The organism is Primorskyibacter marinus (assembly GCF_003313245.1).
GTDB lineage: Bacteria > Pseudomonadota > Alphaproteobacteria > Rhodobacterales > Rhodobacteraceae > Primorskyibacter > Primorskyibacter marinus.
The window spans coordinates 370,345-393,933 of record NZ_QJSD01000001.1 but is presented as its reverse complement, the minus strand read 5'-3'; the positions used below and the strand labels follow the sequence as shown (position 1 = coordinate 393,933).

The 23,589-nt window shown below is 59.9% G+C and carries 22 protein-coding genes; 11 read left to right on the top strand and 11 right to left on the bottom strand.

The genetic code is table 11. From position 1 onward, the window contains the following. Window positions 1-42 precede the first annotated feature (42 nt). The gene (locus DMZ65_RS01870; protein ID WP_116597568.1) at window positions 43-1,161 is read left to right on the top strand and encodes a mandelate racemase/muconate lactonizing enzyme family protein; all 1,119 of its coding nucleotides are present in this window, start codon (window positions 43-45) and stop codon (window positions 1,159-1,161) included. Window position 1,162: 1 nt separating this feature from the next. Beyond that, window positions 1,163-2,578 (top strand): sulfatase-like hydrolase/transferase, encoded by a 1,416-nt coding sequence (locus tag DMZ65_RS01865; protein ID WP_116597188.1) that lies wholly within the window; start codon window positions 1,163-1,165, stop codon window positions 2,576-2,578. Here the strand turns inward: DMZ65_RS01865 and DMZ65_RS01860 are convergent. Then, window positions 2,559-3,227: a GntR family transcriptional regulator gene (locus tag DMZ65_RS01860; protein WP_232824849.1), complete on the bottom strand. Its 669-nt coding sequence runs from the start codon at window positions 3,225-3,227 to the stop codon at window positions 2,559-2,561. The genes DMZ65_RS01865 and DMZ65_RS01860 overlap by 20 nt on opposite strands. A gap of 265 nt (window positions 3,228-3,492) precedes the next feature. Between DMZ65_RS01860 and DMZ65_RS01855 the strand changes: the two genes are divergently transcribed. From DMZ65_RS01855 to DMZ65_RS01840, 4 genes are all read left to right on the top strand, one after another. Then, window positions 3,493-5,064, top strand: a complete 1,572-nt coding sequence (locus DMZ65_RS01855) for an ABC transporter substrate-binding protein (RefSeq protein WP_116597566.1) — start codon at window positions 3,493-3,495, stop codon at window positions 5,062-5,064. A 108-nt stretch (window positions 5,065-5,172) separates the two neighbouring features. Continuing rightward, window positions 5,173-6,120 carry an ABC transporter permease gene (locus DMZ65_RS01850; protein WP_198662603.1) on the top strand — a complete coding sequence of 316 codons (948 nt, stop codon included), beginning with the start codon at window positions 5,173-5,175 and terminating at the stop codon, window positions 6,118-6,120. After that, a complete protein-coding gene (locus DMZ65_RS01845; RefSeq protein WP_116597186.1) occupies window positions 6,110-6,997 on the top strand; it encodes an ABC transporter permease in 888 nt (295 codons plus the stop codon). The genes DMZ65_RS01850 and DMZ65_RS01845 overlap by 11 nt, the downstream gene beginning before the upstream one ends. A gap of 96 nt (window positions 6,998-7,093) precedes the next feature. Continuing rightward, on the top strand, window positions 7,094-7,516 hold the full coding sequence (locus tag DMZ65_RS01840; protein WP_116597185.1) for a DUF1801 domain-containing protein: 423 nt from the start codon (window positions 7,094-7,096) through the stop codon (window positions 7,514-7,516). Here the strand turns inward: DMZ65_RS01840 and DMZ65_RS01835 are convergent. The 3 genes from DMZ65_RS01835 to DMZ65_RS01825 are packed head-to-tail and all read right to left on the bottom strand — an operon-like array spanning window position 7,509 to window position 11,568. Further along, complete coding sequence (locus DMZ65_RS01835) at window positions 7,509-8,996, bottom strand: M81 family metallopeptidase (protein ID WP_116597184.1); 1,488 nt, start codon at window positions 8,994-8,996, stop codon at window positions 7,509-7,511. The genes DMZ65_RS01840 and DMZ65_RS01835 overlap by 8 nt on opposite strands. 18 nt (window positions 8,997-9,014) lie before the next feature. Then, complete coding sequence (locus tag DMZ65_RS01830; RefSeq protein ID WP_116597183.1) at window positions 9,015-10,550, bottom strand: sulfatase family protein; 1,536 nt, start codon at window positions 10,548-10,550, stop codon at window positions 9,015-9,017. Then, window positions 10,537-11,568 carry a succinylglutamate desuccinylase/aspartoacylase family protein gene (locus DMZ65_RS01825; RefSeq protein ID WP_116597182.1) on the bottom strand — a complete coding sequence of 344 codons (1,032 nt, stop codon included), beginning with the start codon at window positions 11,566-11,568 and terminating at the stop codon, window positions 10,537-10,539. Before DMZ65_RS01825 ends, DMZ65_RS01830 begins: the two co-directional genes overlap by 14 nt. A gap of 219 nt (window positions 11,569-11,787) precedes the next feature. On the opposite strand from DMZ65_RS01825, the gene DMZ65_RS01820 reads away from it, so the two are divergent. From DMZ65_RS01820 to DMZ65_RS01805, 4 genes are all read left to right on the top strand, one after another. Continuing rightward, window positions 11,788-12,720, top strand: a complete 933-nt coding sequence (locus DMZ65_RS01820) for a cation diffusion facilitator family transporter (protein ID WP_116597181.1) — start codon at window positions 11,788-11,790, stop codon at window positions 12,718-12,720. A 200-nt stretch (window positions 12,721-12,920) separates the two neighbouring features. Continuing rightward, complete coding sequence (locus DMZ65_RS01815) at window positions 12,921-14,108, top strand: HPP family protein (protein WP_116597180.1); 1,188 nt, start codon at window positions 12,921-12,923, stop codon at window positions 14,106-14,108. Between the two features lie 2 nt (window positions 14,109-14,110). Next, window positions 14,111-14,767 (top strand): 5-formyltetrahydrofolate cyclo-ligase, encoded by a 657-nt coding sequence (locus DMZ65_RS01810; RefSeq protein ID WP_116597179.1) that lies wholly within the window; start codon window positions 14,111-14,113, stop codon window positions 14,765-14,767. 183 nt (window positions 14,768-14,950) lie between these two features. Beyond that, on the top strand, window positions 14,951-15,301 hold the full coding sequence (locus DMZ65_RS01805; protein ID WP_116597178.1) for a DUF488 domain-containing protein: 351 nt from the start codon (window positions 14,951-14,953) through the stop codon (window positions 15,299-15,301). A gap of 273 nt (window positions 15,302-15,574) precedes the next feature. Here DMZ65_RS01805 and DMZ65_RS01800 read toward each other — a convergent pair whose 3' ends face one another. The 4 genes from DMZ65_RS01800 to DMZ65_RS01785 form a co-directional block, all read right to left on the bottom strand. Continuing rightward, a complete protein-coding gene (locus DMZ65_RS01800; RefSeq protein WP_116597177.1) occupies window positions 15,575-17,191 on the bottom strand; it encodes a GMC family oxidoreductase in 1,617 nt (538 codons plus the stop codon). Between the two features lie 43 nt (window positions 17,192-17,234). Further along, window positions 17,235-17,678: a sugar dehydrogenase complex small subunit gene (locus DMZ65_RS01795; protein ID WP_116597176.1), complete on the bottom strand. Its 444-nt coding sequence runs from the start codon at window positions 17,676-17,678 to the stop codon at window positions 17,235-17,237. Window positions 17,679-17,967: 289 nt separating this feature from the next. After that, on the bottom strand, window positions 17,968-19,626 hold the full coding sequence (locus tag DMZ65_RS01790; protein WP_116597175.1) for an alpha/beta hydrolase: 1,659 nt from the start codon (window positions 19,624-19,626) through the stop codon (window positions 17,968-17,970). Between the two features lie 144 nt (window positions 19,627-19,770). Beyond that, the gene (locus DMZ65_RS01785) at window positions 19,771-20,181 is read right to left on the bottom strand and encodes a SufE family protein (protein WP_116597174.1); all 411 of its coding nucleotides are present in this window, start codon (window positions 20,179-20,181) and stop codon (window positions 19,771-19,773) included. A 133-nt stretch (window positions 20,182-20,314) separates the two neighbouring features. Here DMZ65_RS01785 and DMZ65_RS01780 point away from each other — a divergent pair, with 133 nt between their 5' ends. After that, entirely contained in the window at window positions 20,315-20,821 is a 507-nt protein-coding gene (locus DMZ65_RS01780; RefSeq protein ID WP_084349793.1) for a hypothetical protein, read from the top strand. 111 nt (window positions 20,822-20,932) lie between these two features. Here DMZ65_RS01780 and DMZ65_RS01775 read toward each other — a convergent pair whose 3' ends face one another. From DMZ65_RS01775 to DMZ65_RS01765, 3 genes are all read right to left on the bottom strand, one after another. After that, window positions 20,933-21,721, bottom strand: coding sequence for an SDR family oxidoreductase (locus DMZ65_RS01775; RefSeq protein ID WP_116597173.1), 789 nt, complete (start codon window positions 21,719-21,721; stop codon window positions 20,933-20,935). A gap of 180 nt (window positions 21,722-21,901) precedes the next feature. After that, complete coding sequence (locus tag DMZ65_RS01770; protein ID WP_116597172.1) at window positions 21,902-22,741, bottom strand: class II fructose-bisphosphate aldolase; 840 nt, start codon at window positions 22,739-22,741, stop codon at window positions 21,902-21,904. Further along, the gene (locus tag DMZ65_RS01765) at window positions 22,738-23,580 is read right to left on the bottom strand and encodes a 5-deoxy-glucuronate isomerase (protein WP_116597171.1); all 843 of its coding nucleotides are present in this window, start codon (window positions 23,578-23,580) and stop codon (window positions 22,738-22,740) included. Before DMZ65_RS01765 ends, DMZ65_RS01770 begins: the two co-directional genes overlap by 4 nt. Window positions 23,581-23,589: the final 9 nt, after the last annotated feature.

The following is a 23,589-nucleotide window of genomic DNA, read 5'->3' as shown; positions in this document are numbered from 1 at the left end:
CGGATGGGCCTGCTGGGGCAAACAAAGATATTGGAGCCAGGAATGAAGATTACCGACGTCACCGCGATTTATCTCCGGCTCCCAGAGATCGAGGCGCGCACCGACAGTTCGCAGGATGCCTTGCTGGTGCGGATCGATACCGATGCGGGGGTGACCGGCTGGGGCGAAGTGGACGGCTGCCCCTGGGTGGTGAAGGCAATCATCGACGCGCCAATGTCCCACACCATCGTGACCGGATTGCGCAACCTGCTGATCGGGGAGGATCCGATGGATGTCGCGCGGTTGTGGACAAAGATGTATGAGGGCACGCTGTATTACGGGCGCGAGGGCGCGGTCATTCAGGCGATGGCGGGCTGTGATCTGGCCCTATGGGACATCAAGGGCAAGGCGCTGGATCAACCGGTATGGAAACTTCTGGGCGGGCGCTACCGCGACAAGCTGCGGGTCTATTCTTCCAACATGTTCCAGTTCACGCCCGAGGATACGGCCGAACGGCTGCGCGCCGCCAGGGATGAAGGGTTCAGCGCCGCCAAATTCGGGTGGGAGCCGTTTGGCAAGGACCCGGCCACTGATTGCGCCTATCTTGATGCGCTGCGCAAGGCGGCGGGCGACGATTTCGACATCATGCTGGATGTCGGTCTGATCTGGGACGCGACCACTACCATCCAGCGCGCCAAGCTGTTCGAACCCTACAACCTCGCCTGGATCGAAGAACCGGTGCATCCCGACGACCTGAATGGCTATCGACGGATTTCCGAAAACATCACCCAGCGTCTGGCGGCAGGAGAAGAAGAATGTACCCTGCGCGGGTTTCAGCGGTTGATCGATGAAGGCGGTATCGGTTTGGCGCAGATCGACCTGACGCGCTGTGGCCTGACGCAGGCCATGAAGATCGCGCAATATGCCGCCGACAAGGGGGTGCTGGTGGCCAATCACAACTTTACCACGGATCTCAATACCGCCGCGTCGCTGACCTTTCTTGCTGCCGTGCCCAACGCCTATGTGCTGGAATACTGTGTGGAGCCGTCCGAGATTTCCCGCAACCTGGCCCGCGAGCCATTCAAGCAGAAAGACGGATTCATGGATGTGCCGGATGCACCGGGCCTGGGTTTTGAACCTAATTACGAGGTGATTGAGAAATTTGCGGTCAGCAGCCTTTGATATGAGGGGTGCGGCACCGAATATCGTTGTGGTGCTGGTGGATCAGCTTCGCCGCGACGCGCTGGGCTTTTACGGCGACAGCAATTTGCGCACGCCGGTCATAGACCGCATGGCCGCAGAAGGGCTGGTGTTCGATGCCATGTCCTCGACCTTTCCGGCCTGTGTGCCGTTTCGGTTTTCGTTTCTGACCGGAGAATATGCGCATAGCCGGATGGTCCCCGCGCTGGGCTACCGCATGTCACCGGCAGAGCGCACACTGGGCGAGGCCATGCAGGATTGCGGCTATCACACTGGCTATCTTGGCAAATGGCATCTTTATTCGCTGTACGGCATCGTTGGCGGGCAGAGCTTGCAAGAGGCCAACCGGACGCCAATCCCGGCCAGCCATAGGCGCGGCTTTGCGGATTGGCAGGGGTTCGAGCTGCGCAATGATTTCTACGACACGCATTTGTTCGAAGGCGAGGCGGATCAGTCCGTCCCCCTGGAGGGGTATCAGACCGACGCGCTGTTTCAGCGCGCCCGTGACTGGCTGTCAGTGCCGCGTGATGACCCGTCTTTCCTGATTTTGTCCGTGGAGGCTCCGCACCCGCCCTTCACGGCACCAGAGGAGGCCATCCGGAGGGTGGCCTCCCGCGGGGGGTATGCGAGACGACCGAATGTCGATGTGCAGGCGATCCGCACCTTCCCGCCGGAATGGCAAAAAATGGCGAAGGATGGATCGACGCTCGATGCGGTCCGGGGCGCGGAGCGCGATGCGATCTTTGTCGCAAACATGCAGATCTATTACGCAATGATCGAAGAGATCGATCGCAATATGGGGACACTTCTGAAGACGGTGCAGGAGATGCCATCGGATCGGGAAACCATCGTGGTCTTCCTGTCCGACCACGGCGAGTTGGGCGGCAGCCACGGTATGCTGGGAAAGGGAGAGCCGTTCGAGGAATCCATCGGTGTGCCGTTTGTCTTGTGGTCCACGGATGCCGGGCTGGTCCCCCCTGGACGTCACAGCGACATACCGCTGTGTACCGAAGATCTTTTTCCGACAGTGGTGGGCCTTGGCGGCGGCGCGTCGCCAAACCTGCCGGGGCTGGATGTCTCTGGCTTTGTGACCGGGCAGGGGGCGTTACCGGATCGCGATGGCGTCCTGTTGGAATTCACAGCAGAACTGCGCCCGAACCGGCGTTACCATGACGAGACCTGGCGCGGCATTCGCACGCGGGATACAAAATACACCGTGTTGGGTAACGCCACAAATGGGGTCCGGCCGTGGATGCTGCATGATCTTGCTACCGATCCGTTCGAGCAGCGCAACCTGATCGAGCAAGACCCCGAACGCGTACGCGATATGCACCAAAAGCTGATCCGACTTCTGGCCGAGGCCGGGGATGATTACCCGATCACGGATCTTGCTTTTTGACGTTGTCGCGATTGGCGCGAAGCCGTTCGTAATTTACCGCATCGGGCACTTCGAGGATATGGGTTTGCATATTGCGTTCCAGCTCTTCGTGGGTGCCTTTCTGTAGGATCCCCAGCAATTCTTCATGTTCCTCGATGATGTTGACCAGTGTGGGTTGAAGAAAAGTCGAAAGCCCGATCACGATGGTCAATTGTTGCGCCAGCGGTTCCCATGCCTGCATCAGCGCGCGATTGCCCGGCACCTGACAGAGACGGCGATGAAATTCTATGTCGTGGATGGCGACGCGGTAATAATCCTTGGCACGAGAGGCATCGCGAAGTGATTGCACGCATTCGGCCAGTGGACCCAGAAGTTCGGGTTCCTTTTCCGCGCGGTTCTGAATCTCGGTCGCAGCCAGCATTTCCAGCGTCAGGCGAACCTTGCGCAGGCTGCGCATGCTGTCCTTGGAGACTTCCATAAGGCGCATGCCACGATAGGGCGTGTTTTCCACCACACCGCGGCTTTCCAACAGGCGCAGCGCTTCGCGCACCGGTACACGGCTGACATTCAACTGGCGGGCAAGATCGGCTTCGATGATGCGGTCGCCGGGCAGGAATTGTCCCTTGGCCGCAGCCTCGACAATCGCATCGACAATGGTTTCTGCAAGCATCCTGGGCGCGATCGGAGCAAGCTGGGTCTTTATTCTCTGCCGTGATGGCGGTTTCATCTTATCTTGATCCTTGTCGGTCTGCACATGGTTCGGGGCCAGCCTCGGGCCGCGTCTTGCCATGACATGCGCGCAATTGAAATCTATTCTCAAATATGGATTGCATCAAGCCTTTCATCGTATACGATAATACGAAAAAACAAGGGCCGCTGCATTTTTACGTTGCATGCTGATCGGGCTGAGCCGTGTTCAATCAGGGGAGAAAGCTATGCGTAAACAGAAACGGATCACCAACAAGGCCAGGCTGCGCAAGGCGCTGGCAATTCCCGCTTTGGTGCTGGGCATTGCGGCCTCTCCGGTCGTGGGGCAGGTTGAAGGCGGCAAGCTTGTCTTGGCGCAAAGCGCAAACCCGCCCAGTCTTGACGCCATGACCTCTTCGTCGGAAACGGCGCGCAACATCAACATGAACATTTATGAGCCGCTGGTCGCCATTGATGAAAACGTCAACCCGATCCCGATGCTGGCCAAGAGCATCGAGCCATCCGATGATCTGCTGACCTATGTCTTTCCGCTGCGACAGGGGGTTCTGTTCCATAACGGCAAGGAAATGACGGCCGAGGACGTCAAGGCCTCGCTTGAACGCTACCGCGAGGTCGGGGCCACGCGCGGCATGCTGGACAAGGTCGAAGAGATTGAGATCACCGGCGATTACGAGGTGACGTTCCATATGTCAGAGGCGACACCCACCTTTATCGAGGGGTTCTCGTCGCCTCGGGCACCTGCCGTCATCATCCCCGCCGAAGAGGCCGCAAAACCCGCCAATGAGATCGAGATCATCGGCACCGGCCCCTTCAAGTTCGTGGAATTTGTCCCCGACGATCATGTGACGCTGGAAAAGTTTGCCGATTACGTCCCGAACGAGGATTTCGACGGCCCCACTGGCTTTGGCGGCAAGAAAACCGCCTATCTGGACAGCGCCGTTTTCCGGATCATCCCCGAGGCCGGCGCGCGTATCGCGGCGCTTGAAGCCGGAGAGGTGCAATGGGCCGACCAGATCCCGGTGCCCGCCGCCAAGCGGATGAGTTCCGATGACAGCCTGAACGTCTACGAGGCGCGGCAATGGGCCTTCCTGACCTTCATCATGAACTGGAACCTGCCGCCGACGGATGATGTGAATTTCCGCCGCGCGGTGCTGTATGCGATAGAGCCGGAAGAGGTGATGGCGATCGCCACCGAAGGCTTTTATGACCTCAATCATGGCTGGCAATATCCGGGCCGGACCTACAATGCCGGGGACATCGGCAAGGAGATCTACGAAGGCGCGCATATCGACAAGGCCAAGGAATTTCTGGCGAAGTCGGATTATGACGGCGAAGAGTTCCTGATCCTCACCGATCCAAACTATGCCGAACACAGCCGCGCCGCGGTCGTGCTGGCAGAGCAACTGAAACCTATCGGCATCAACGCCGTGGTCAAACAGCTGGACTGGGCGACTGTGCTGAAGATCCGCCTGACAGACGAAGGCTGGAACGGCTGGACGCTGATGCAGGGGCTGGAGCCGTTCCTGGGACCATATGGCATTGCCGCCAAGATGCGGGGCGACCAGACCCATATGCGCGGCACGGCGGATGTGTTCGAAGAAAGCTATAACCGCCTGATCACCGGCAAGACGGTAGAGGACCGGCAGAAAGCCTTTGCCGAAATCCAGACCGCGATTTACGATCTGGTTCCGCAGATCAAGATCGGCGATGTCGGGCGGATGCAGGCGGGCTCTGCCCGGCTGAAAGGGTTCAAGCCGTTTCGCGCGCCGCGTCTGAACGACATCTGGCTGGAAGACTGAACGTATAAGATCATACGCCTGCCGGAACGACTGGCCGGCGTTGAAAGCCCCCGGACCGACAAGCGCGTGGCGGGACGGGGACCGGAATAGGCCCAGGAGATGCCTTTAGTGACGAGATACATCCTCTCCCGCGTGCTTTCGGCGATCCCGGTGCTTTTCGTGGTGTCGCTAGTGACCTTTCTTCTGATGTGGCTTGTGCCCGGCGATGTCGCCTCCCAGATCGCCGGTCCGGACGCCACGGCAGCCGAGCTGGAGGCGATACGCCAACGCCTCCAGCTTGATCAGCCTATCCATATTCAGGCGTTTCGCTGGTACGGGAACCTGTTGCAGGGCGATCTGGGCCAAAGTTACCTGTTGCACCGCTCGGTTGTGGACGCGGTGTTCGAACGCCTGCCGGTCACGCTGTCGCTGGCCTTCATGTCGCTTGTGCTGGCCGTCATTTTCGGGGTTCTGCTGGGCGTGCTGGCGGCGACAAACCACAACAACTGGATTGATCAGGTCACCATGACCGGGGCGCTGCTGGGCCTGTCATTGCCGGATTTCTGGTTCGGTCTGGTGCTGATTTTCTTCTTCGCGGTCGGCATGGGCTGGTTTCCCACCGGCGGCTACACGCCGTTCACCGAAAGCCCGCTTGGCTGGCTGCGCAGCATGACCCTGCCGGCCTGCACGCTGGCCTTCACCCAGATGGGGGTGATCGCGCGCATGGTCCGGTCCAGCATGCTGGAGCAAATGGGCCAGGATTATATCCGCACCGCCAAGGCCAAGGGATTGCCGCGTGGCCTCGTGCTGTTCAAGCATGCGCTGCGCAATGCGCTGATCCCGGTGATCACGCTGGTGGGGATCATGACAGGGCTGCTGCTTGGCGGCACCGTCGTGATCGAGGTGGTCTATTCGCTGCCCGGCGTCGGGCGGCTGATCATCGGTGCGATCCAGAACCGCGACTACCCGATTGTGCAAGGCGGGCTGCTGATGACGGCGGGCATCTTTGTTTTCGTCAACATAGCGGTGGATATACTCTACACCATCGTCGATCCGCGTGTCCGCAATGACCGTTGAGGCCACTGTTCCCGACATAAGCGCAAGCCGCGCGTGGGTGGCGCATCTGAAGCAAGGCCTTGGCACGGCCGCTCGGCACCGATCCATCCAGGTGGGCGGGGCGCTGTTCGGGTTCATCGTGCTTCTGGCGATATTCGCCGATCTCATCGCCCCGTTCGATCCCAACAAGAACAACTTCCGCGCCTTGCTGAGCGCGCCTGACGCGGTGAATATCTTTGGCACCGACGCTTTCGGGCGCGACATCCTCAGCCGGGTGATTCATGGCACGCGGCTGTCGTTGCTGGTCGGGCTGCTTGTGGTTGTCGCCACTGGCGTTCTGGGGGTCATCGTCGGGACGCTCACCGGCTATGTCAGGTGGCTTGATGGCCCGGTCATGCGGGTGATGGACGGGTTGATGGCCTTTCCGGGTATCCTTCTGGCGATTGCCTTGGCGGCGGTTCTGGGGCCGTCCGTGACCAACGCGGCGCTTGCGCTGACCATCACCTTCACGCCGCGCACCGCCCGGATCGTGCGTGGGTCCGTGCTGGTGTTGCGCGAAATGCCTTATGTCGAGGCAGCAAAAGCCTGCGGGGCCAGCCATGCGCGGATCGTGTTGAAACACATATTGCCCAACGCGCTGCCACCGCTGATCGTGCAGTTGACCTTTGTCTTTTCGGTCTCGATCCTGGCCGAAGCGGTGCTGAGCTTCATGGGCGTCGGTCCGCCGCCGCCGACGCCGAGCCTTGGGAACATCATCGCCGAGGGGCGGTCCTATATTCAGGAAGCGCCCTGGGTTGCGTTGATGCCCGGCATTGCCATCGCGATGACGGTGCTGGGGTTGAATATCATTGGCGACGGGCTGCGCGATACGCTGGACCCGCGCTTGCGCAACCTTTGATATAGCCATGATGGCGATGGATATGTGCGCGGGCCGCAAGACGACGAGAACTGATGCGGCTTTGACAGGCCGCCGCGCGCGCCATAGCCTTGCCACATGACCAATGCCGAGCCCGCCTTTCAGACCCCGTCCGTCGCCGCCGCATTCGCTGCGTTTCCAGAACCGGCGCGCCCGCATCTTCTGGGTTTGCGTCGGCTGATATTGGAAACGGCGACCCAGACGCCGGGCGTGGGGGCATTGCAGGAAGTGCTGAAATGGGGCCAGCCTGCCTATCTTACAGAACAGAGCAAGTCCGGTTCCACCATCCGGCTGGGGGTGCCGAAAACGGGCGGGGTGGCGCTTTATACCCATTGCCAAACGACACTGATTTCGGATTTCCGCGCCATCCTGCCCGATGCGTTCCGGTATGAGGGCAATCGCGCCATTCTTCTCGACACCGGGGAGCCGCTGCAAGAGGACAGGTTGCGGATGTTCATTGCCAGCGCGCTGACCTATCACCTGCGCAAACGGGTCAGCTGAAAATCTCGATCTGCGGTGTAAATGTTGTGATCGGATCGAGCGGATATATCGGCCGTTGGCACAGCCTGTGGCCCAGCGTCTCGATCCGGGCAGATGTCGCACCTTGCGCATCCACGGACACAACCGTATCGGCCCAGGCGTCGAAATAGCGGTGCTGGCAATGCGGGGACTTTACCACCGTGATGTCAAATCCACGCGGATCTTCGCCATGACCAAGAAACAGAGACCGATCAAATAGTTGCACCGGCCGGGTCGAAGCGATCACGGTCAGATTGCCACTGCGCAGTTTGGCGCAGGGGCCTGCACTGTCCCAAGTACCCCAAGTCTCCATTCGGTAGTGACCGTCCGAAAGCATCGCGACTTTCGCCTTCACCTTGACCGGCGTGAACCGTCTGTCGCCGCTTCCGCCAAGATGGAAACAGGCGGTGACACCGACGCCCAGCTCGAATGCCCGCGCCACCGTGGGCGCATCGACAATGGGGGCGAGGATCGTAGCGGTCACATCGGCGTCAAGCAGCGCATGGATCAGTTCTGCGCTGTCGCCCGATGCGCCGGAACTGGGCGCGTCTGCGGCGTCCTTCAATATCAGCGGAAATCGCCCGTCTCGGGCCAACCCAATCGCGTCATTCAGCGAGACAAGATCGGCCTGCATGGTGGCACGGTGATCGAAGAACCCGTCGGCAATGTCGCGCACCGCAGTCTCGGCTTTCTGGGCATCGCCATCGCTGATGGCCAGAACCTGACAGCACAGTTCTGGCACATCGGTGAAAGGATTGCCGATCATCACGGTGGCCGCAAGCAGCCCGTCGGAGGCGGCGCGCGCCATCGCGCGGGCCATGTATTGACCGTATATGCCGGTCTCGGTGATGCATTCGTCGCCGCGCACCAGCATCGGAATGCGCAGCCGTGCCACGACAGGGCACAGATCCTCGCGCAGCAGACGCAGCATCAACCGCGCCGCCCGCGCACCCGTATCGGCGAAATCCACATGCGGATAGGTGCGCAATGTCTCGAATGCGGGGCAGGCGGCGATCATCCGCGCGGTCAGAATGCCGTGCAGATCCAATGACATGGTAAAGGCGGGCTTTGGGCCGACAAGCGCGCGGACGGTTTCCAGAATATCGCCCTCGGGGTCGGTCTCTGCCGTTGTGGCCATCGCGCCGTGCAGCAGGAACAGAATACCGTCGATGCCGTCGGCCATGTGTTCACGCACGGCGTCAAGCAGCGTCGCTTTCAAAGCAAGAAAATCCTCATGCTGCAATGTCCCGGCGCTGCACGCGGTGGCGGAGTAGACGCAAATCGGCGTGACATCGGCCGCACGTTCCAGCACTTCCAGCGCGCCTCCGGCATAGGTGTCGGTGCCTGCAAAGGCCTGCCGCATATCCTGGCCCGGATGCTCTTGGAAATCGGCGCGGGTGCTGCGAACCGGGTTGAAGCTGGATACCTCCTGCTGAAGGGCGACGATCAGAATACGTTTCATCGGCAACCCTTTCAGCAGTTATTTCGAGACCGGCGGTTCCAGCCAGCTTTCGGCGGGATCAAGAGGCCTGACATGGCGTTGTTCCGGCCGGGTCCGGCTGGCCCATTCATGCAGGATCGCTTTCTCGCGCTCACGGTTACGGACCTCTTGCGCGATCTTGACCGGATCCCAGTCCTCCAGCACTTCGGCAGTCAATTGTGAGCGGATGTCGGCAAGCTCTGGCACATCCGCCAGATCGTCGGCCTCATGGGGGTCGGTTTCCAGATCGAACAGCATCGGTTCATAGCCATCGATATAGATCAGCTTGTAACGCCCTTTGCGGATCATCCGCTGGCGCGTCGGTTCGGACCCGCACCAGTTGGCGGTTGTATCGGTGACATATTCCGAGAAGGTGACGTTGTCCCATCTTGGTACGGGCTGTTTGCAGAGCCGCAGCAGGCTGCGCCCGTGCGAGGCGGGCAGGGCAGGTGCGCCAGCGGCGTCGATCAGCGTCGCGCCAATATCCATCAGATTGGTGACTTGGCTGCGTTGCGTGCCTTCAGGAACGCGACCGGGCCAGGACAGGATTAACGGGATGGCGACGGAGTCCTCGTAGAAGGTGTTTTTCCACCAATGGCCGTGTTCGCCGATCTGTTCCCCGTGATCGGAGCAATAAACAATCAATGTGTTGTCATCCAGCCCTGCCTTCGCAAGCGCATCCAGCACTTGGCCAATAAGCCGGTCCATCCGCATGACCAGCGCGTAATAGGCGGCGCGGGCGCGGGTCATATCCTCGACACTGGTCTTTTCAAGGCCGCAATCCTTGCGCCATCTGGCCAGCCAGGGATGTTCCGGATCGGGGGTCGGCTGTGACGGTGGCGGCACCTTGCCCTCAAAGACCGCGTAATCCTTGGGGTCGGCAACAAACGGGCAATGTGGCAACAGAAACCCGACCATCAGGCAGAACGGATCGCGAGTCTTCGTGGTCTCGCCGCCTTTGGCACCAAGCCAGTCACAGGCGAGCGCGGCCGTTTCCTCGTCAACCGTCTGATAGCCAGACCGCCCCGCACCCGACCGCTGCAACGAGGTGGCCCCCGGCCCCTGCGCCCAAGCCAGCGGGCCAAGGCCTTGCGTCGGGACACCGGGCCAGTTTGGCCCTGCGTCTCCGCCCAGCCGTTCGCAAAACCCGTGCATCTGGTCGGGGCCGACAGAATGCATGCGGCCGATCAGGGTGGGCCGGTATCCTGCCGCGCCAAGCGCATGCATCCAGGTCGGGCGGTCGCTGCCAAGATGGTCCTGAAGCGTCCAGCATCGCTGCTCATACGGGTATTGCCCGGTAAAGGCCGACATCCGGCTGGGCACGCAGATCGGCGACGGACAGTAGGCGTTGTCAAACCGCATACCGCGCGCGGCCAACCGGTCCAGGTTGGGCGTTTGGGCGACCGGGTCGCCATAGCACCCGGCCACGCGGCGTGAATGCTGGTCGGACATGATGTACAGGATGTTCGGTCGCGGCGCTGCGCTGCGTTGCGCTGCGGTTCTGCCAGGTTTGGTGGCGGCTTTACGGCCAGTCATCGCGGAAATCTTCCATAAGGACGGCGACGGGATCACCGCGCGTCACGCGCCCCGGACCTGCCCCCATCCAGATCACGCCGGAACGCGGGTAGTGCAGGATATGCGCGGGTGTGTCGATGTCTTCGGGAAAGTGCAGATACCCCGCAATCTGACCCGCAGACACCGTGGCACCGTGATAATGTGTGGGCTCGAATATGCCTGTGCGTGGTGCGGTCAGATAGGCGTCGGAACCGCGCACCATCATGTGGCGCGTGACCGGGGTTCCGTCTTCATGCCTTGCCTTCGGAGTGCCCTCCAGAACATTGAAGTGTTTCAGGATATTTCGGATGCCGCAAGAGCCGACCCGCACGCCGTCAATGCTGACCCGTCCCCAGCCGCCCAGTTCCGTTCCCAAAGACACCAGCCCGCGCGCCTCGACGCAGGAGGTGAAGGTCGCGCCCTCGTCAACGCCCGCGAAGACCACGTTGTAAGGCGCGCCAAAGGCTTCGGCTGCCCGCAGGGTCTTGTGCAGCATTTCCGCGTCTTTCGAGTGATGCATGTTGGTCGATAAGGCGGAATCGCAGCTGTGGCCAGCGGTGTGCATATCAATGGACACATCGGCGTAGGGGAGCACGACGCTGTCCAGAAAATGCGCCAGCATCGGGCTGAATGTGCCGCGTGGATCGCCTGGAAAACACCGGTTGATGTCAAACCCGTCTATCGGAGAAAGCCGCGTGTCCGCCAATGCCGCAGGGACGTTTACGCAAGGCAGCATGATAACGCGGCCCTGAACCTCGCCGGGGTCCAATGTCTGGGCCAGCCGGGAAATGGCAATCTGACCCTCATATTCGTCGCCATGCACGCCGCCGGTCAGCAGGATTGTTGGTCCCGTGCCATTCTTGATGCTGATTATCGGAATTTCGATCACGCCCCATCCTGCTGTGTTGCGTGACAGCGGGGCGCGTGCATATCCTGCCTGCCGTCCATCCTTGTCAAAGTCGATCGGACAGCTAATTCGGCTGAAGGTCGGTACGGCCAATCGAATGATCCTCTCATTAGTTTCGTATGATTGTATACTATCCTTGCCGAGTCAATCGTGACGCATTACAGATGTCCATGAACGCGTGCTGTTAGGACGCGGGAACAATTGCACAAATCGTGCGTTTTATCCGCTTCATTCGAATGCTACTTTCAAATGCGGGATTTGTCCGCATGTCCATTGTACATCTTGCCGGTGCGGCCGTCTCAGAGAGCCAGTATGCCACACGATCACAATCACGATCATTCCTCGGGTGGCCACCACCATGCACCCAAGGTGCGTTCGGAAAACGAAAAGGTGGTGCTGGTCGCCTTTCTGCTGACCTTCTGTTTCATGCTCGCGGAACTGATCGGTGGGCTGCTGTCCGGCTCGCTGGCGCTGATCGCCGATGCCGGGCATATGCTGACCGATGCGGCAGCGCTGGCTTTGGCCTGGGCAGGGTTTCGCTTTGGTCGCCGAAAGAGCGATGATCGCCGGACGTTCGGCTATATGCGGTTTGAGATTCTGGCCGGGTTCGTCAACGCGGTGACGTTGATTTTGCTCGTCGGCTGGATCGCGTGGGAGGCGGTGATGCGCCTGATAGCCCCCAGCCCGGTTTTGGCAGGGCCAATGCTGGTGATTGCGGTGCTGGGCTTGGTGGTCAATATCGGCGTCTATTGGATGCTCCGCCGCGGCGACCGCGATCATGTCAATATCCGCGGCGCGATGGTGCATGTCTTGGGTGACCTTCTGGGCTCGGTTGCGGCAATTGTGGCGGCGATCACGATCTGGCTGACGGGTTGGACGCCGATTGATCCTATCCTGTCGGTGCTGCTGTCGATGATTGTGCTGCGCAGCGCGTGGATGTTGCTCAAGGCGTCGATGAATGTGCTGATGGAGGGCGCGCCGAACAATATCGTCGTGTCGGACATGCAGCAGACGCTGGTGGCCGACGTGCCGGGTGTCGAAGATGTTCAGCATGTGCATGTGTGGTCGATCACCTCCGGGCAGCCCGTCGCCACGATGGAGGTGCGCCTGAGAGACGGCGCTGATCCGGCCGCGACCACAGCCGCGATCAAGCACTGCCTGTCCACCACGTTCGGCATTGCGCATGCGACGGTGGAAATTGATTGGGAACATCGCGAAGATGATTGCGTGCTGATCCCGGATTGAAGCTACAGAGAAGGTCACAAGGCTGATTGCTGATCTTCGAAATGGTCGCGACCGCGTTCACCGCACCTGAAAGATGTTTCTTAACCGTATCTTCAATATTTACAATCGGGTCGTTGCCCTGAATAAGCGGGCACTCGTGCGGCGCTTGCCTTAGCAAGCACAGGTCGCGTTGAGGTTGCAAAATTCGCCGGGGTGGATCTTTGTCAAAACTTAGCTCATTTGGTCCAGCAGTCGCGGGCACATCTCCACTTGAAGCTGCGCGGGCGGGTCTTGGTGCCTTTGTCGGACTTGCGATCTGTGGGCTGTTGGTCCTGTCATCCTCGGTTGATTTCAACCTGGGCCTGTTCCTTGTGGCGCCGTTCGGCGCAAGTTCCGTCCTTCTTTTTGCCGTACCGAACAGCCCCTTGGCACAGCCCTGGTCGGCGATTGTCGGCAATTCGGTTGCCGCCGTCGTGGCGGTCGCTGTGTGTCTGATCGTCGCGGAACCGATGCTTCGTATCGCCCTGTCCGTAGGGCTTGCCATCGCCGCCACGATTCTGTGCCGGGCGTTGCATCCTCCGGCGGGTGCAGTCGCGATGACCGTCGCAATGAGCCCCGATGCGGTCGATGAACTGGGCTTCATGTTCGCATTGACGCCGATTGCCCTGGGCACGGTTCTGCTTGTTCTGATTGCAATCGCATATGGAAGATTGACGGGTCGGCATTACCCGTTCCGGCAATTCGACGACCCGAACACGCACGGCACCTCTGACCCCGAACCGATGGAACGTCTGGGGCTGTCCGAGGAAGAACTGACCAACCTTCTCAACCGGTATCGGCAGTCGTTCAACCTGGGCGTCGAGGATCTGGCCAGGCTGATCGGGGCCGCGGAAATTCAGGCGGCCACGCATCGGACGAACCCGATGGCGGCGGCCGACATCATGTCCCGCAATCTGGTGACGGTCCGCAGTAATACAAAATTGGCGGAGATCGCGGGGTTGTTCCGACAGCACAGATTCACCTGTTTGCCGGTTATCGGCGCGGGCAATTATTATCTGGGGGTCATTTTCCAGATGCATCTGATCGACCGCGCGAGCCGGGAAACGAACCAGAGTCGGCGCACCTTTCGGTCTGCCATGCGACGTTTGATGGACAGAACCGGCGATGCGCCACTGACAGCATCCGACATCATGGCGGCTGACGGTCCCTGCGCGCGCCCATCGACATCCCTCGCGGCGCTTCTGCCGTTGATGGCGGATGGCGAGGTAGATGCCGTGCCGGTGCTGGAAGCTGACCGCATCATCGGGATCGTGACCCGCACGGACTTGATCAGCGCGCTCGCGCGGAGCACATTGAACGCACCGGCACCGTCGGACCAAAAAACCGTGGCTGCACCACAAGAGGGATGAACATGGAAGATGACGGCGACAGCGGTGGGTCGGACCCATGCATGGCGCATCTTCTGGTTGATGGAAACCCCGTGGACCCCGCGACGATGCGGGATGTGGCCCGCTTTCGCAGCGCAGAGCGGGCCCGGCTGATGGATGCCCGGCGGCGCATTTCGACGCCGCAGCGCGCCGCGATGACCACAAAACTATCCCGGACGCTTGAGACCATTGTCGCGCCGCAACAAGGCATGCGCATCGCGGCCTATTGGCCCATTCGGGGCGAACCGGATCTTCGTGACTGGATGGCGCGGGCGCATGATGCCGGTGCCAATGTGCTTCTTCCGGTCGTGGTCAAAAAGAATGCTCCGTTGATCTTCCGCGACTGGTCGCCGGGCTGTGCAATGGAACGCGGTGTGTGGAACATCCCGGTGCCTGCCAAGGGCGAAGCCATGAAGCCGGATGTCGTGATTTCACCATTGCTGGGCGCGGATGAGGCATGTTTTCGGCTTGGCAATGGTGGCGGGTATTACGACCGCACCTTGGCGCTGCTCGACCCGATGCCAAAGGTGATCGGTGTCGGATTTGCCGATTGCATCATCTCGACAATTTTTCCGATGCCGTGGGATGTTCCAATGGATATTGTCGTTCTTGCCGACGGTTCCGTTTGTCACCGTTCCTGACATCAGGCGGCCCAAGGCGGCAACAACAGCTGCGCCAAACGCTAGGGACGGGATGGCAGCTTTCCGGCAAGCCTGACCGCGGCGCAGCGTCTTGATGTCTCGTCGGCCGGTTGAGACAGGTCGTGATTGGAACCTGAACCCTGCTGACGCCGTTCTTCAATCAGACAATAAAGGAGAACGGACATGACCCAAATCTGGTTGAGACGCGCCTATGACGAGGTCGGTGACGCAGACGGACAGCGGATTCTTGTGGATCGGATCTGGCCGCGCGGTGTTTCCAAAGAAGACTTGCAACTGGACGACTGGATGAAAGAGATCGCCCCCAGCGACGATCTGCGTGACTGGTTCGATCACGACCCGGACAAATGGGACGGGTTCAAGAAAAAATATGCCAAGGAACTGGACGCCAACAAAGAAGACGTCGACGCCTTGCGCAAACGTGTCGATGCCGGGCGCGTCACGTTGGTTTTCGGAGCGAAGGACGAAGAACACAACAATGCCGTTGCCTTGAAAGCGTATCTGGAAGCTGACTAGCGCATACTGCAATTGCAGCGGTTCCAATGTATCCCTCGCCCATTGCGCACCGTGCTAATCAGCTGCGGGCAGGGTGGGCGCGCGTTATGACACGAATATCCACCGACTTTCAGCAACTACTCGGCAGCGTCTATTGGATATGACGCTGCCGAGCTTTCCCTTTAGTCAGGTCTGCAAAGTCGAATGGACCATTTCGCCTGCGCTCCGGTTCAATCAGGCCGGGGGTTTGTGACACCTTTGCTAAATTGCACAGTCTGGTCCGCCCATGTCGCTTTATGTGACGCTTGCTGCGATCACATCTACCGCACGCAGCGATAAGGCGGCAATCGTAAGGCTGGGGTTGGCGGTGGCCGACGTGGGAAACGTGCCTGACCCCAACACGAACAGGTTGCGATGGTCAAAGCTGCGCAGATCGGCATCCACCACCGCCGTTTTGGCGTCGGTGCCCATGCGCACCGTTCCGATGATGTGGCCCGATCCCTGAGCGTCCGGGGAATGATTGATATTGGTCGCGCCCATTGCCGCAAACACTTCGTCATGTGCCTTTTGCGCGGCGTCCAGACCTGCACGCGTGTAGTCGGAATAATCATAGTTGATACGGGGCAGCGGCATCCCGTTGGCATCGCGTTTTTCAGGGTCAAGCGTCACCCGGTTCTCTGGGTCGGGCGATTGCTCGACCAGGGATGCCAGACGGACCTGGCGCGATGTCGCGTCCTTGATCGCCGCGTCCAGCTCGGCACCGCGCAGGCCGGATTTCGCCAGTTCGTCAGCCGTCGACTGTGGCGCACCGGTGGGCCAGGCGTGGCCGTCATTGCCAAGCTCGATCCGGAATGCCGCATAATCCTTGCGAAACGCGCCGTCGCGCAGATTTTCGATGCCGGATGTTGAAAGAGGCCCGCGATATGGCCAGACCGGCTCTGGCGTTTCTGCCCAGCTGAGCTTGCTGGGATGGTCCATCAGGTTGCGGCCCACCTGGTCAGAGCTGTTCGCGACACCGTTCTGGGCACCTTCCTGGGCCGAATTCAGCAACAGGCGCGGGGTTTCGATCCCATGTGCGGCAACCACAACCACTTTGCCCGTGGCGGTTCCGGTGCTGCCATCGGCACGTTTGAAATCAACCGACTTGATGACACTGTCATCGCCCAGATTAAGATGCGTGGCTGTCGTCTCATCGTAGACGACGGCACCGGCCTCTTCGGCCTGCTTCACATGCACCGTCGCGTCATATTTCGCCTGGATCGGGCAAATCGGGATGCATGACGCGTTACCGCAGCATTCCGGACGGTCTGCGTGAAAGGTTGAGTTGCGTCCCTGAGGTGTGGCGCGCAGTTGAAATTTTGTGCCCTCAAGCGCCTTGCCAACCTGCTTGTCCAGATATGTTGGCGGGATCATGTCCATTGGAAAATCGCCAGACCGTGGAGAACCCAAATCCTCGCTGCTGTCACCCGCGACACCGATTTCCTGTTCAGCAGCCAGGTAGAACGGCTCTAGCGCGTCATAATCAAACGGCCAATCGACGCCGTGTCCGTAAAGCGAGTTGAGTTTGAAATCACCGGGCACATTGCGCAGCGTCGTTCCCAGCCAATGCCATGTGGTGCCGCCGACGACCTTGATGTAGGTCGACTTGAAATTTTCCGGCCCCATTTGTTGGTAATAATCGCTGATGCGGTGGGTCAAAGGATGCGGCGCGGTGGGGTCGTTGGGGTAAGCCGATTCCGGCACCTTGATCTTTGCTTTCCAGAAGGTTTCTACCGCATCATATCTGTCGATACGCCTGCCGCTTTCCAGAAAAGCGACCTTCAGCCCCTTTTGCGCCAGTTTCGCACCTGCAATCGCGCCAGCGATGCCAGTGCCGATAATCAGAATATCTGCCGTGATGTCGTTTGCCATTGCTGAAATACCTCGGGTCGTGAGTGGGATCTAGGGATGCGATTTACGCGCTGGGTGGATCCGCCCAATAGCCCACTTCGCCGCCGCAATAGGCCATGGGTTTGGTGTAATCCATCGCCTGCCAGATCAACGCATCCGTATAGGTCAACACCTGTAGATCGTCCTGATCGGGCGAAACGCCGCTATACCACGATGCCACGACTGCATTTGCCAATGCCTCATCGGCTGCATCCTCGGCCAAAACGGCAAGATCCTCTGCTCGACCTGTCGCCGAAAACGCCGCCAGCATGTCGGCTGCGATATCGGCGGACAGATCGTCCTGCTGTGTCAATTTTTGCGATAGTGCAAGAAAGGCATCGACATCCAGATCCGCAGCGAATGCGCGACCGGGCCATTGAGAAAGAGACAGGACCGACATGGCAGAAACAGCAGACAAAAGCGTTCTGCGGGTAACGGTATTCGATGCTTTGGGATTGGGAGGGGGCATCAGGTTCTCTCCTTTGCGGTGTGTCTGTTTCTTCTCGGAAAGGGCCGATTGTAAATGACCAACGCGCGACGTAGAGCAACGGTTCCATGAGCATTCCGGAAAATGGCCCAAGGTTTATACTGTCCTGCAACCAACAAGGCTGACAGGGCGTTGACCTGAACGCATGGCACCGGCACCGCGACGGTACCGTGAACGCAGTTGATGACGGGGCAAGCGAGACGGCTGCTTTGGGGCGTCTAACCAGCACATGAGACATACGGCCCGCCGGTGCGTCGCACAACGATGGGCGTCAGTCAGAGTTCCTGCACCCAAGCTTGAACCCGCCATTGCAATGGGCGGCCAGTCTTGCGCTGTCAGCCTCGGACCAATTCTCGGGATCGGTGACGGCGACCCAGGGGCGCACATAATCCGGCCCATAATAGGCGTGTCCGTGTCCAGCAGGCGCGGACGTCGCAAGCGCCATATCGACGGCCAACTGAAATTGCGTGACCACAGGCATGAATGTCATATGCGCCGACACATCTTCGGCCGCAGGCTCGCGCATCCATTCAGGGCGGCGAAACAGCGAAGCAGGTTCGTAAAACACGATCGGGTCGCTTGAATATTGCAGATAGACAATCCGTATCGCCCCCCAACCATCGGGCCCGCCCGCATCCTCTGTGTGAGAGGCAAAGCGCACGATGCGCCCGTCTCCGACGGTTGGCCGCACATACGGGCTGTCGGGATCCCTGTCGGCATAGATCCTGATCCACCTGTCCGACGGAAATGGCGGCCCGGCCCACAACGCGCCGTTGATCGGATCGTCCAGCAGGGCGAACAACCCCGTTCCGTGCATCGACGACCATGCCCCAAGGCTGAGACCATGTATATATAGCTTCGGGCGCGCGTCCTCGGGCAGGGTTTTCCAGTAGCTGTGAACGGCTGAAATCAGCGCGACCGCCTGATCCAAACCAGAGCGTGTTTCCAGGATAAGCGCCAGCGGCGATTGCAGATAGGAATATTGCACGGCAATCGTGGCGATGTCGCCGCCATGCATGTATTCAACGGTATCGACCGCACCCGGATCGAGCCATCCCGTGCCCGTCGGCAATGCGACGATCAGCACCTTCCGATCAAATCCACCAAGCCGCTTGAGTTCCTCCAACGCGATGTCAGCGCGCTTCTGTGGGGTGTCGGCCTGGGCCAGCCCGGCATAGACGCGGATGGGTTGCAAAGCATCCCGGCCCGTGAACTGTGCGATGTCATCCGCGTTGGGGCCTCGTGTCACATAATCACGGCCCGGCTTGCCCATCGCATCCCAGTCTATCAGTGACGCTTTTCCACCGACGGTTCCTTCATCGGTGGGGGCGGGCGGGGCTGTGTCGAACAGATCCTGCGCTATCGTGACCGATTCATCCAGATTGGCAATGACCCTGTCCAATATGCCGTCACGGGTGACGATGACCACAAGGATCGCCATCAGCGTGACGCCAATGATATTGGCGGTGCGCGCGGGCATGAACAGATACAATCGACGTTGCATAGCATTGAAGGTGATGCGCAGCAAAAAACCGAGCAGGTAAAGTGCGCCGAATACGGCCGCTGCGACCAATACCATCTGGACGGTTTGACTGCTGTCGGCCAGTTCCATCCCCATGCGCGACCGAATGTCGTTCTGCCAACCATTCGATTGCTTCAGACTGATGAAAAGAACGATCAGAACGGGAAGGCTGAGCACTGCATGGAAGATCTTCGCGGCACGCCCTTTGAGCGTTGGCAATTCCATCGCCCACCAGCCGCCCATGATGATCCGCCCGATCAGGTAGCCCAGTGCCATGACCAAACCGCCAAGCGCGCCCTGAACACTCCATTCGCGTGGAATAAGGGACGGGGTCAAGGATGCCGCGAAAAACAGCAGACCCAGCAGGAAAGGCAGTATTTTCAGGCCGGATCTATCGAAAATGCGCATCTCTTGCTTTCTGCTATTCTTGCGGTGCCAGCTTTCTCAAGGCAGACAGCCCGACGTCCGGTTTTTTCCGCGGCCCTGTTTTCTGCGACACATCATGCCAAAGGACAAACTAAGCGTGGTCTGGTTCGAGACAACACAAGCGGTTCAGATCTGCGCTTGGTTAACCTCGCGGATTCTTTCGACCATTGCGCGCAGTCCGTTCGAACGCTGTGCGGATAGATGATCGTTAAGCCCCAATCGGCCCAGTTCTGCGCGAGCGTCGACCTTCAGCACCTCAGCAGGTGACAGGCCGTTGTAGAGCGTACGCAATACCGCGATCAGGCCACGCACAATCATCGCGTCGCTGTCGCCGTCAAAATGAAAGGCCTTTTCCTGCCAGTTCGGGAACAGCCAGACTTGGCTGGCACAACCCTCGACTTTCGTGGCGGGGACTTTCAGTTCCTCGGCCAGCGGATCCATATCGCGGCCAAGTTCGATCACCATGCGATAGCGATCTTCCCAATCGTCGAGAAACTCGAAGTCTTCGGCGATATCCTCAAATGCGGTTTGCGCCATGGCGGACACCCTTTTTGCCTGTCTGTTTGTGACCTAAGTCGCGCATAGCCAAAGGTCCAGCCCGCCTTCACGCTTTTCAAGCGCTGCGCAATGCGGTAACCGGGTTGAGGACGGTAACAAAGGCAGGCAGCGCATGCAAAAGGCACTTTCGGCTCTGGTGGTTTCGGCTTTGGTTCTGGCAAGCTGCGGCACGATCCGCGAGTCTCGTCTCAACCCGTTCAATTGGTTCGGGCGCAGTCAAGCCACGGTGGTCACGGATGGCACCGGTGCGGTCAATCCGCTGATCCCGCGCCGGCGCGCCTCTATCTTTCGGCCGGAGGCGGCGGCCTATTCCGGTCAACTGATCGGCGAGGTCTCGGAACTGTTGATTGAACGGCGTCCCGGCGGTGCCGTGATCCGGGCCACGGGCGTGTCCGATCGGTTGGGGCCGTTCGAGGCGAAGCTGGTCAAGAATGACGATGAGACGGACGCAGATACGCTGACCTATGATATGCGCGCCTACCAGCCTGCAAATCCCACCACTCAAAGCGATTGGCCCCGGACAGTCACTGTCGCTGTTTACCTGACCGATCAGGAACTGCGCGACATTCGCGAGATCCGGGTGAAATCTGCTCGCAAAATTCAGACCAGCCGCCGATAGCGGGGCAGGTCTTTCGAAAGCCTGATCGCTTTTGACCTGGACTGGCCCGCATGTGTTGCAGGCAGTGTTGCCTTGCGACCGCCTGCGCAAGCGGGGTGCCAAACCGACGTCTCAGCCGCTGGCGTTGGGGGTTGCCGCACTGCCTGCCAGCAGGCCGCCGTCGATGTTCAATTCGGCACCTGTCATATAGGCAGCCTCGTCAGATGCAAGCAGGACCGCGAGTGCAGCCACCTCCGCCGGATCGCCGAAACGGCGCAGTGGCGTGTCGGCGACAAAGGCGGCCATGCGCGCTTTGCGGTCCGGGCCGTCACCCAGCATCGGCTCCCACATCGGGGTCAGGACAGCCGCAGGATGGATCGAGTTGCAGCGGATGTTCAGCCCCTGTTCGGCGCAGTACAGCGCCACGGATTTCGTATGATTGCGCACCGCCGCCTTGGAAGAGGCATAGGCCGCCGCCGCCGGAATCCCCACCAGACCAGACCGGGACGAGATATTGACGATCGATCCTGCGCCCTTGTCGCGCATCGCCCCGATCGCGTAGCGGCAACCCAGAAATGTGCCGTCCAGATTCACCGCATGGACGGCGCGCCAGTCTTCAAGTGTGGCGTTTTCTGGGTCATGCGGGCGCATTGCATCCTCGAACCCGGTGACGCCTGCGTTATTGACCAGCACATCGCAATGCGGAAACGACGTTTGCAACATGTTCCAATCGGCCTCTGACGACACGTCGAGCCGCAGGAAGTCGCAGTCCAGTTCAGAGGCGACGGCTTTGGCGCTTTCGGCATGTCTGTCGGTGACAACCACCTTTGCGCCCTCTGTTGCAAAGGCGCGCGCGATGGCCGCGCCAATGCCGCGGCCACTGCCGGTGACGATGCAGATCTTTCCTGTCAGTCGGTCCATATCGGTTCCGTTGCAAAAGTAGAGAAAATATTCAATCTGTGGCGGAGGATGCGCGCGCGCCCCGCTGACCTGTTTCTAAACTGTATTGACCAGATTGTAGATCATCGTACATCGACAAAACAGCGTTGATCGCGGATGCAAATGCGCGTTGGGCACTGGGTGCATCATCGCGACGAATGGTTATGAAGACTTTGGTTTCAACATACGCAGCACCTGTCGGGTGGCCGCAACCATGGGGGTGTGGGTCTCCGCCAGTATCTCATTTCTGTCAAACCGGGACGGGTCCGCGTTCACGGCCGACCGCAAGGCGTCGCCAAAGGCCATGCGCAACTCCGTACCGATGTTGAATTTGCAGATCGCTGATCCGTGCGCCAGCGCCTGCCGTTGCGCCATTGGCACGCCAGAGCCGCCATGGATCACCAACGGCACCTGTGTAACAGCCTCGATCGCGCGGATGCGCGCCTCATCCAGCCCGGCACCAGATCTGTTCTGTTGCAGATGCAGATTGCCGACCGAGATTGCCATCGCGTCCACAGCGGTTTCTCGGGCAAAGCGCGCCGCCTCTTCTGGGTCCGTACCGGCAGAGCTTTCGCCACCTGCATAGCCGACAAATCCGATCTCGCCCTCGCAGGACATTCCCGCCGCATGGGCCATCTGTGCAATCGCGGCGGTCTCGTCGATATTCTGCTGAAGTGGCTTGCGCGACCCGTCGAACATGACAGAGGTAAATCCGCAATCCAGCGCCTGTCTGCATTCCTCGAACGTATACCCGTGATCGAGATGCGCGACGACCGGAACCGACGTATTTTCGGCCAGTTGCCTGAACATCGCGGCCAGAACGGGCAGGGGCGTATGATCGCGGCAGCCCGGACCGGCTTGCAGAATGACGGGCACGCCTTCGGCCTCGGCGGCCGCCACGAAAGCGCGCATATCTTCCCACCCCAATGTCACCAGCCCGGCCACGGCATAGCCACCTTTCAGAGCGGGCTGAAGGACATCGGCGAGCGTCACGAGTGTCATTTGAATTTCGCGATCATGTCCTTGATGCCGGGAATGGTTTCCAGCTGTGCCGCATGGGTCGGCTGGAAATACTGCACCAGTGACCGTTGGCTCAGCCCGCCCAGGATGGTGAAATAATACATCTCGTATCCCGGCAGAACCGCGCAAGGGTGATAGCCCTTGTCGATGCAGATCGTCGATCCGTCCATGATGTGATACGCATCGCCAGGTGTGTTGTCCGCGCGCTGAAGCATCTGCACGCCGGACCCGTAATTGGGCCGGAACCGGAAATTGTAGGTCTCGTCATGTCGAGACTCGGTCGGCAGTCGGTCGGTGTCATGCTTGTGGCTGGGAAACCCTGACCAGCCGCCCTGACCCACGGTATAAAGTTCGCTGACCAGAAGGCGGCCCACCTTGTCATGCTGGTTCGCGCCAAGGATGTGTTTGATCTTGCGATGCGTCTTGGTGTCGTCGGATCCGTATTGCACAAGGTCGATGCCATCGCCGCGCACATCGAACGGGTCCAGCACCTTGTCGTATTTGGCACCCGCGACGAAAACTTCGGTTTCGTCCGAAGTGCAGTTGAACGTCACCTTGGCACCGGACGGCACATAGACACCCTCGGGCTCGCCGTCCCAGACGTCCACTCCACGTCTGCCAAGGCTGGCGAATTTGACGCCTTCCACATCCACATCCACGGTGCCGGTCGCTGGCACGATGCAGGTCTCGTACCCCGGCACCTGATATTCAAAAGCCTCGCCCTTCTTCAACTTGACGATATTGAAATAGTTCAGCGGGACCAGCGCGTTGTCCACATCGACGATGGGCGCATTCCGGTTGTCATGGGGGGCGATATGCATATCTGCGAT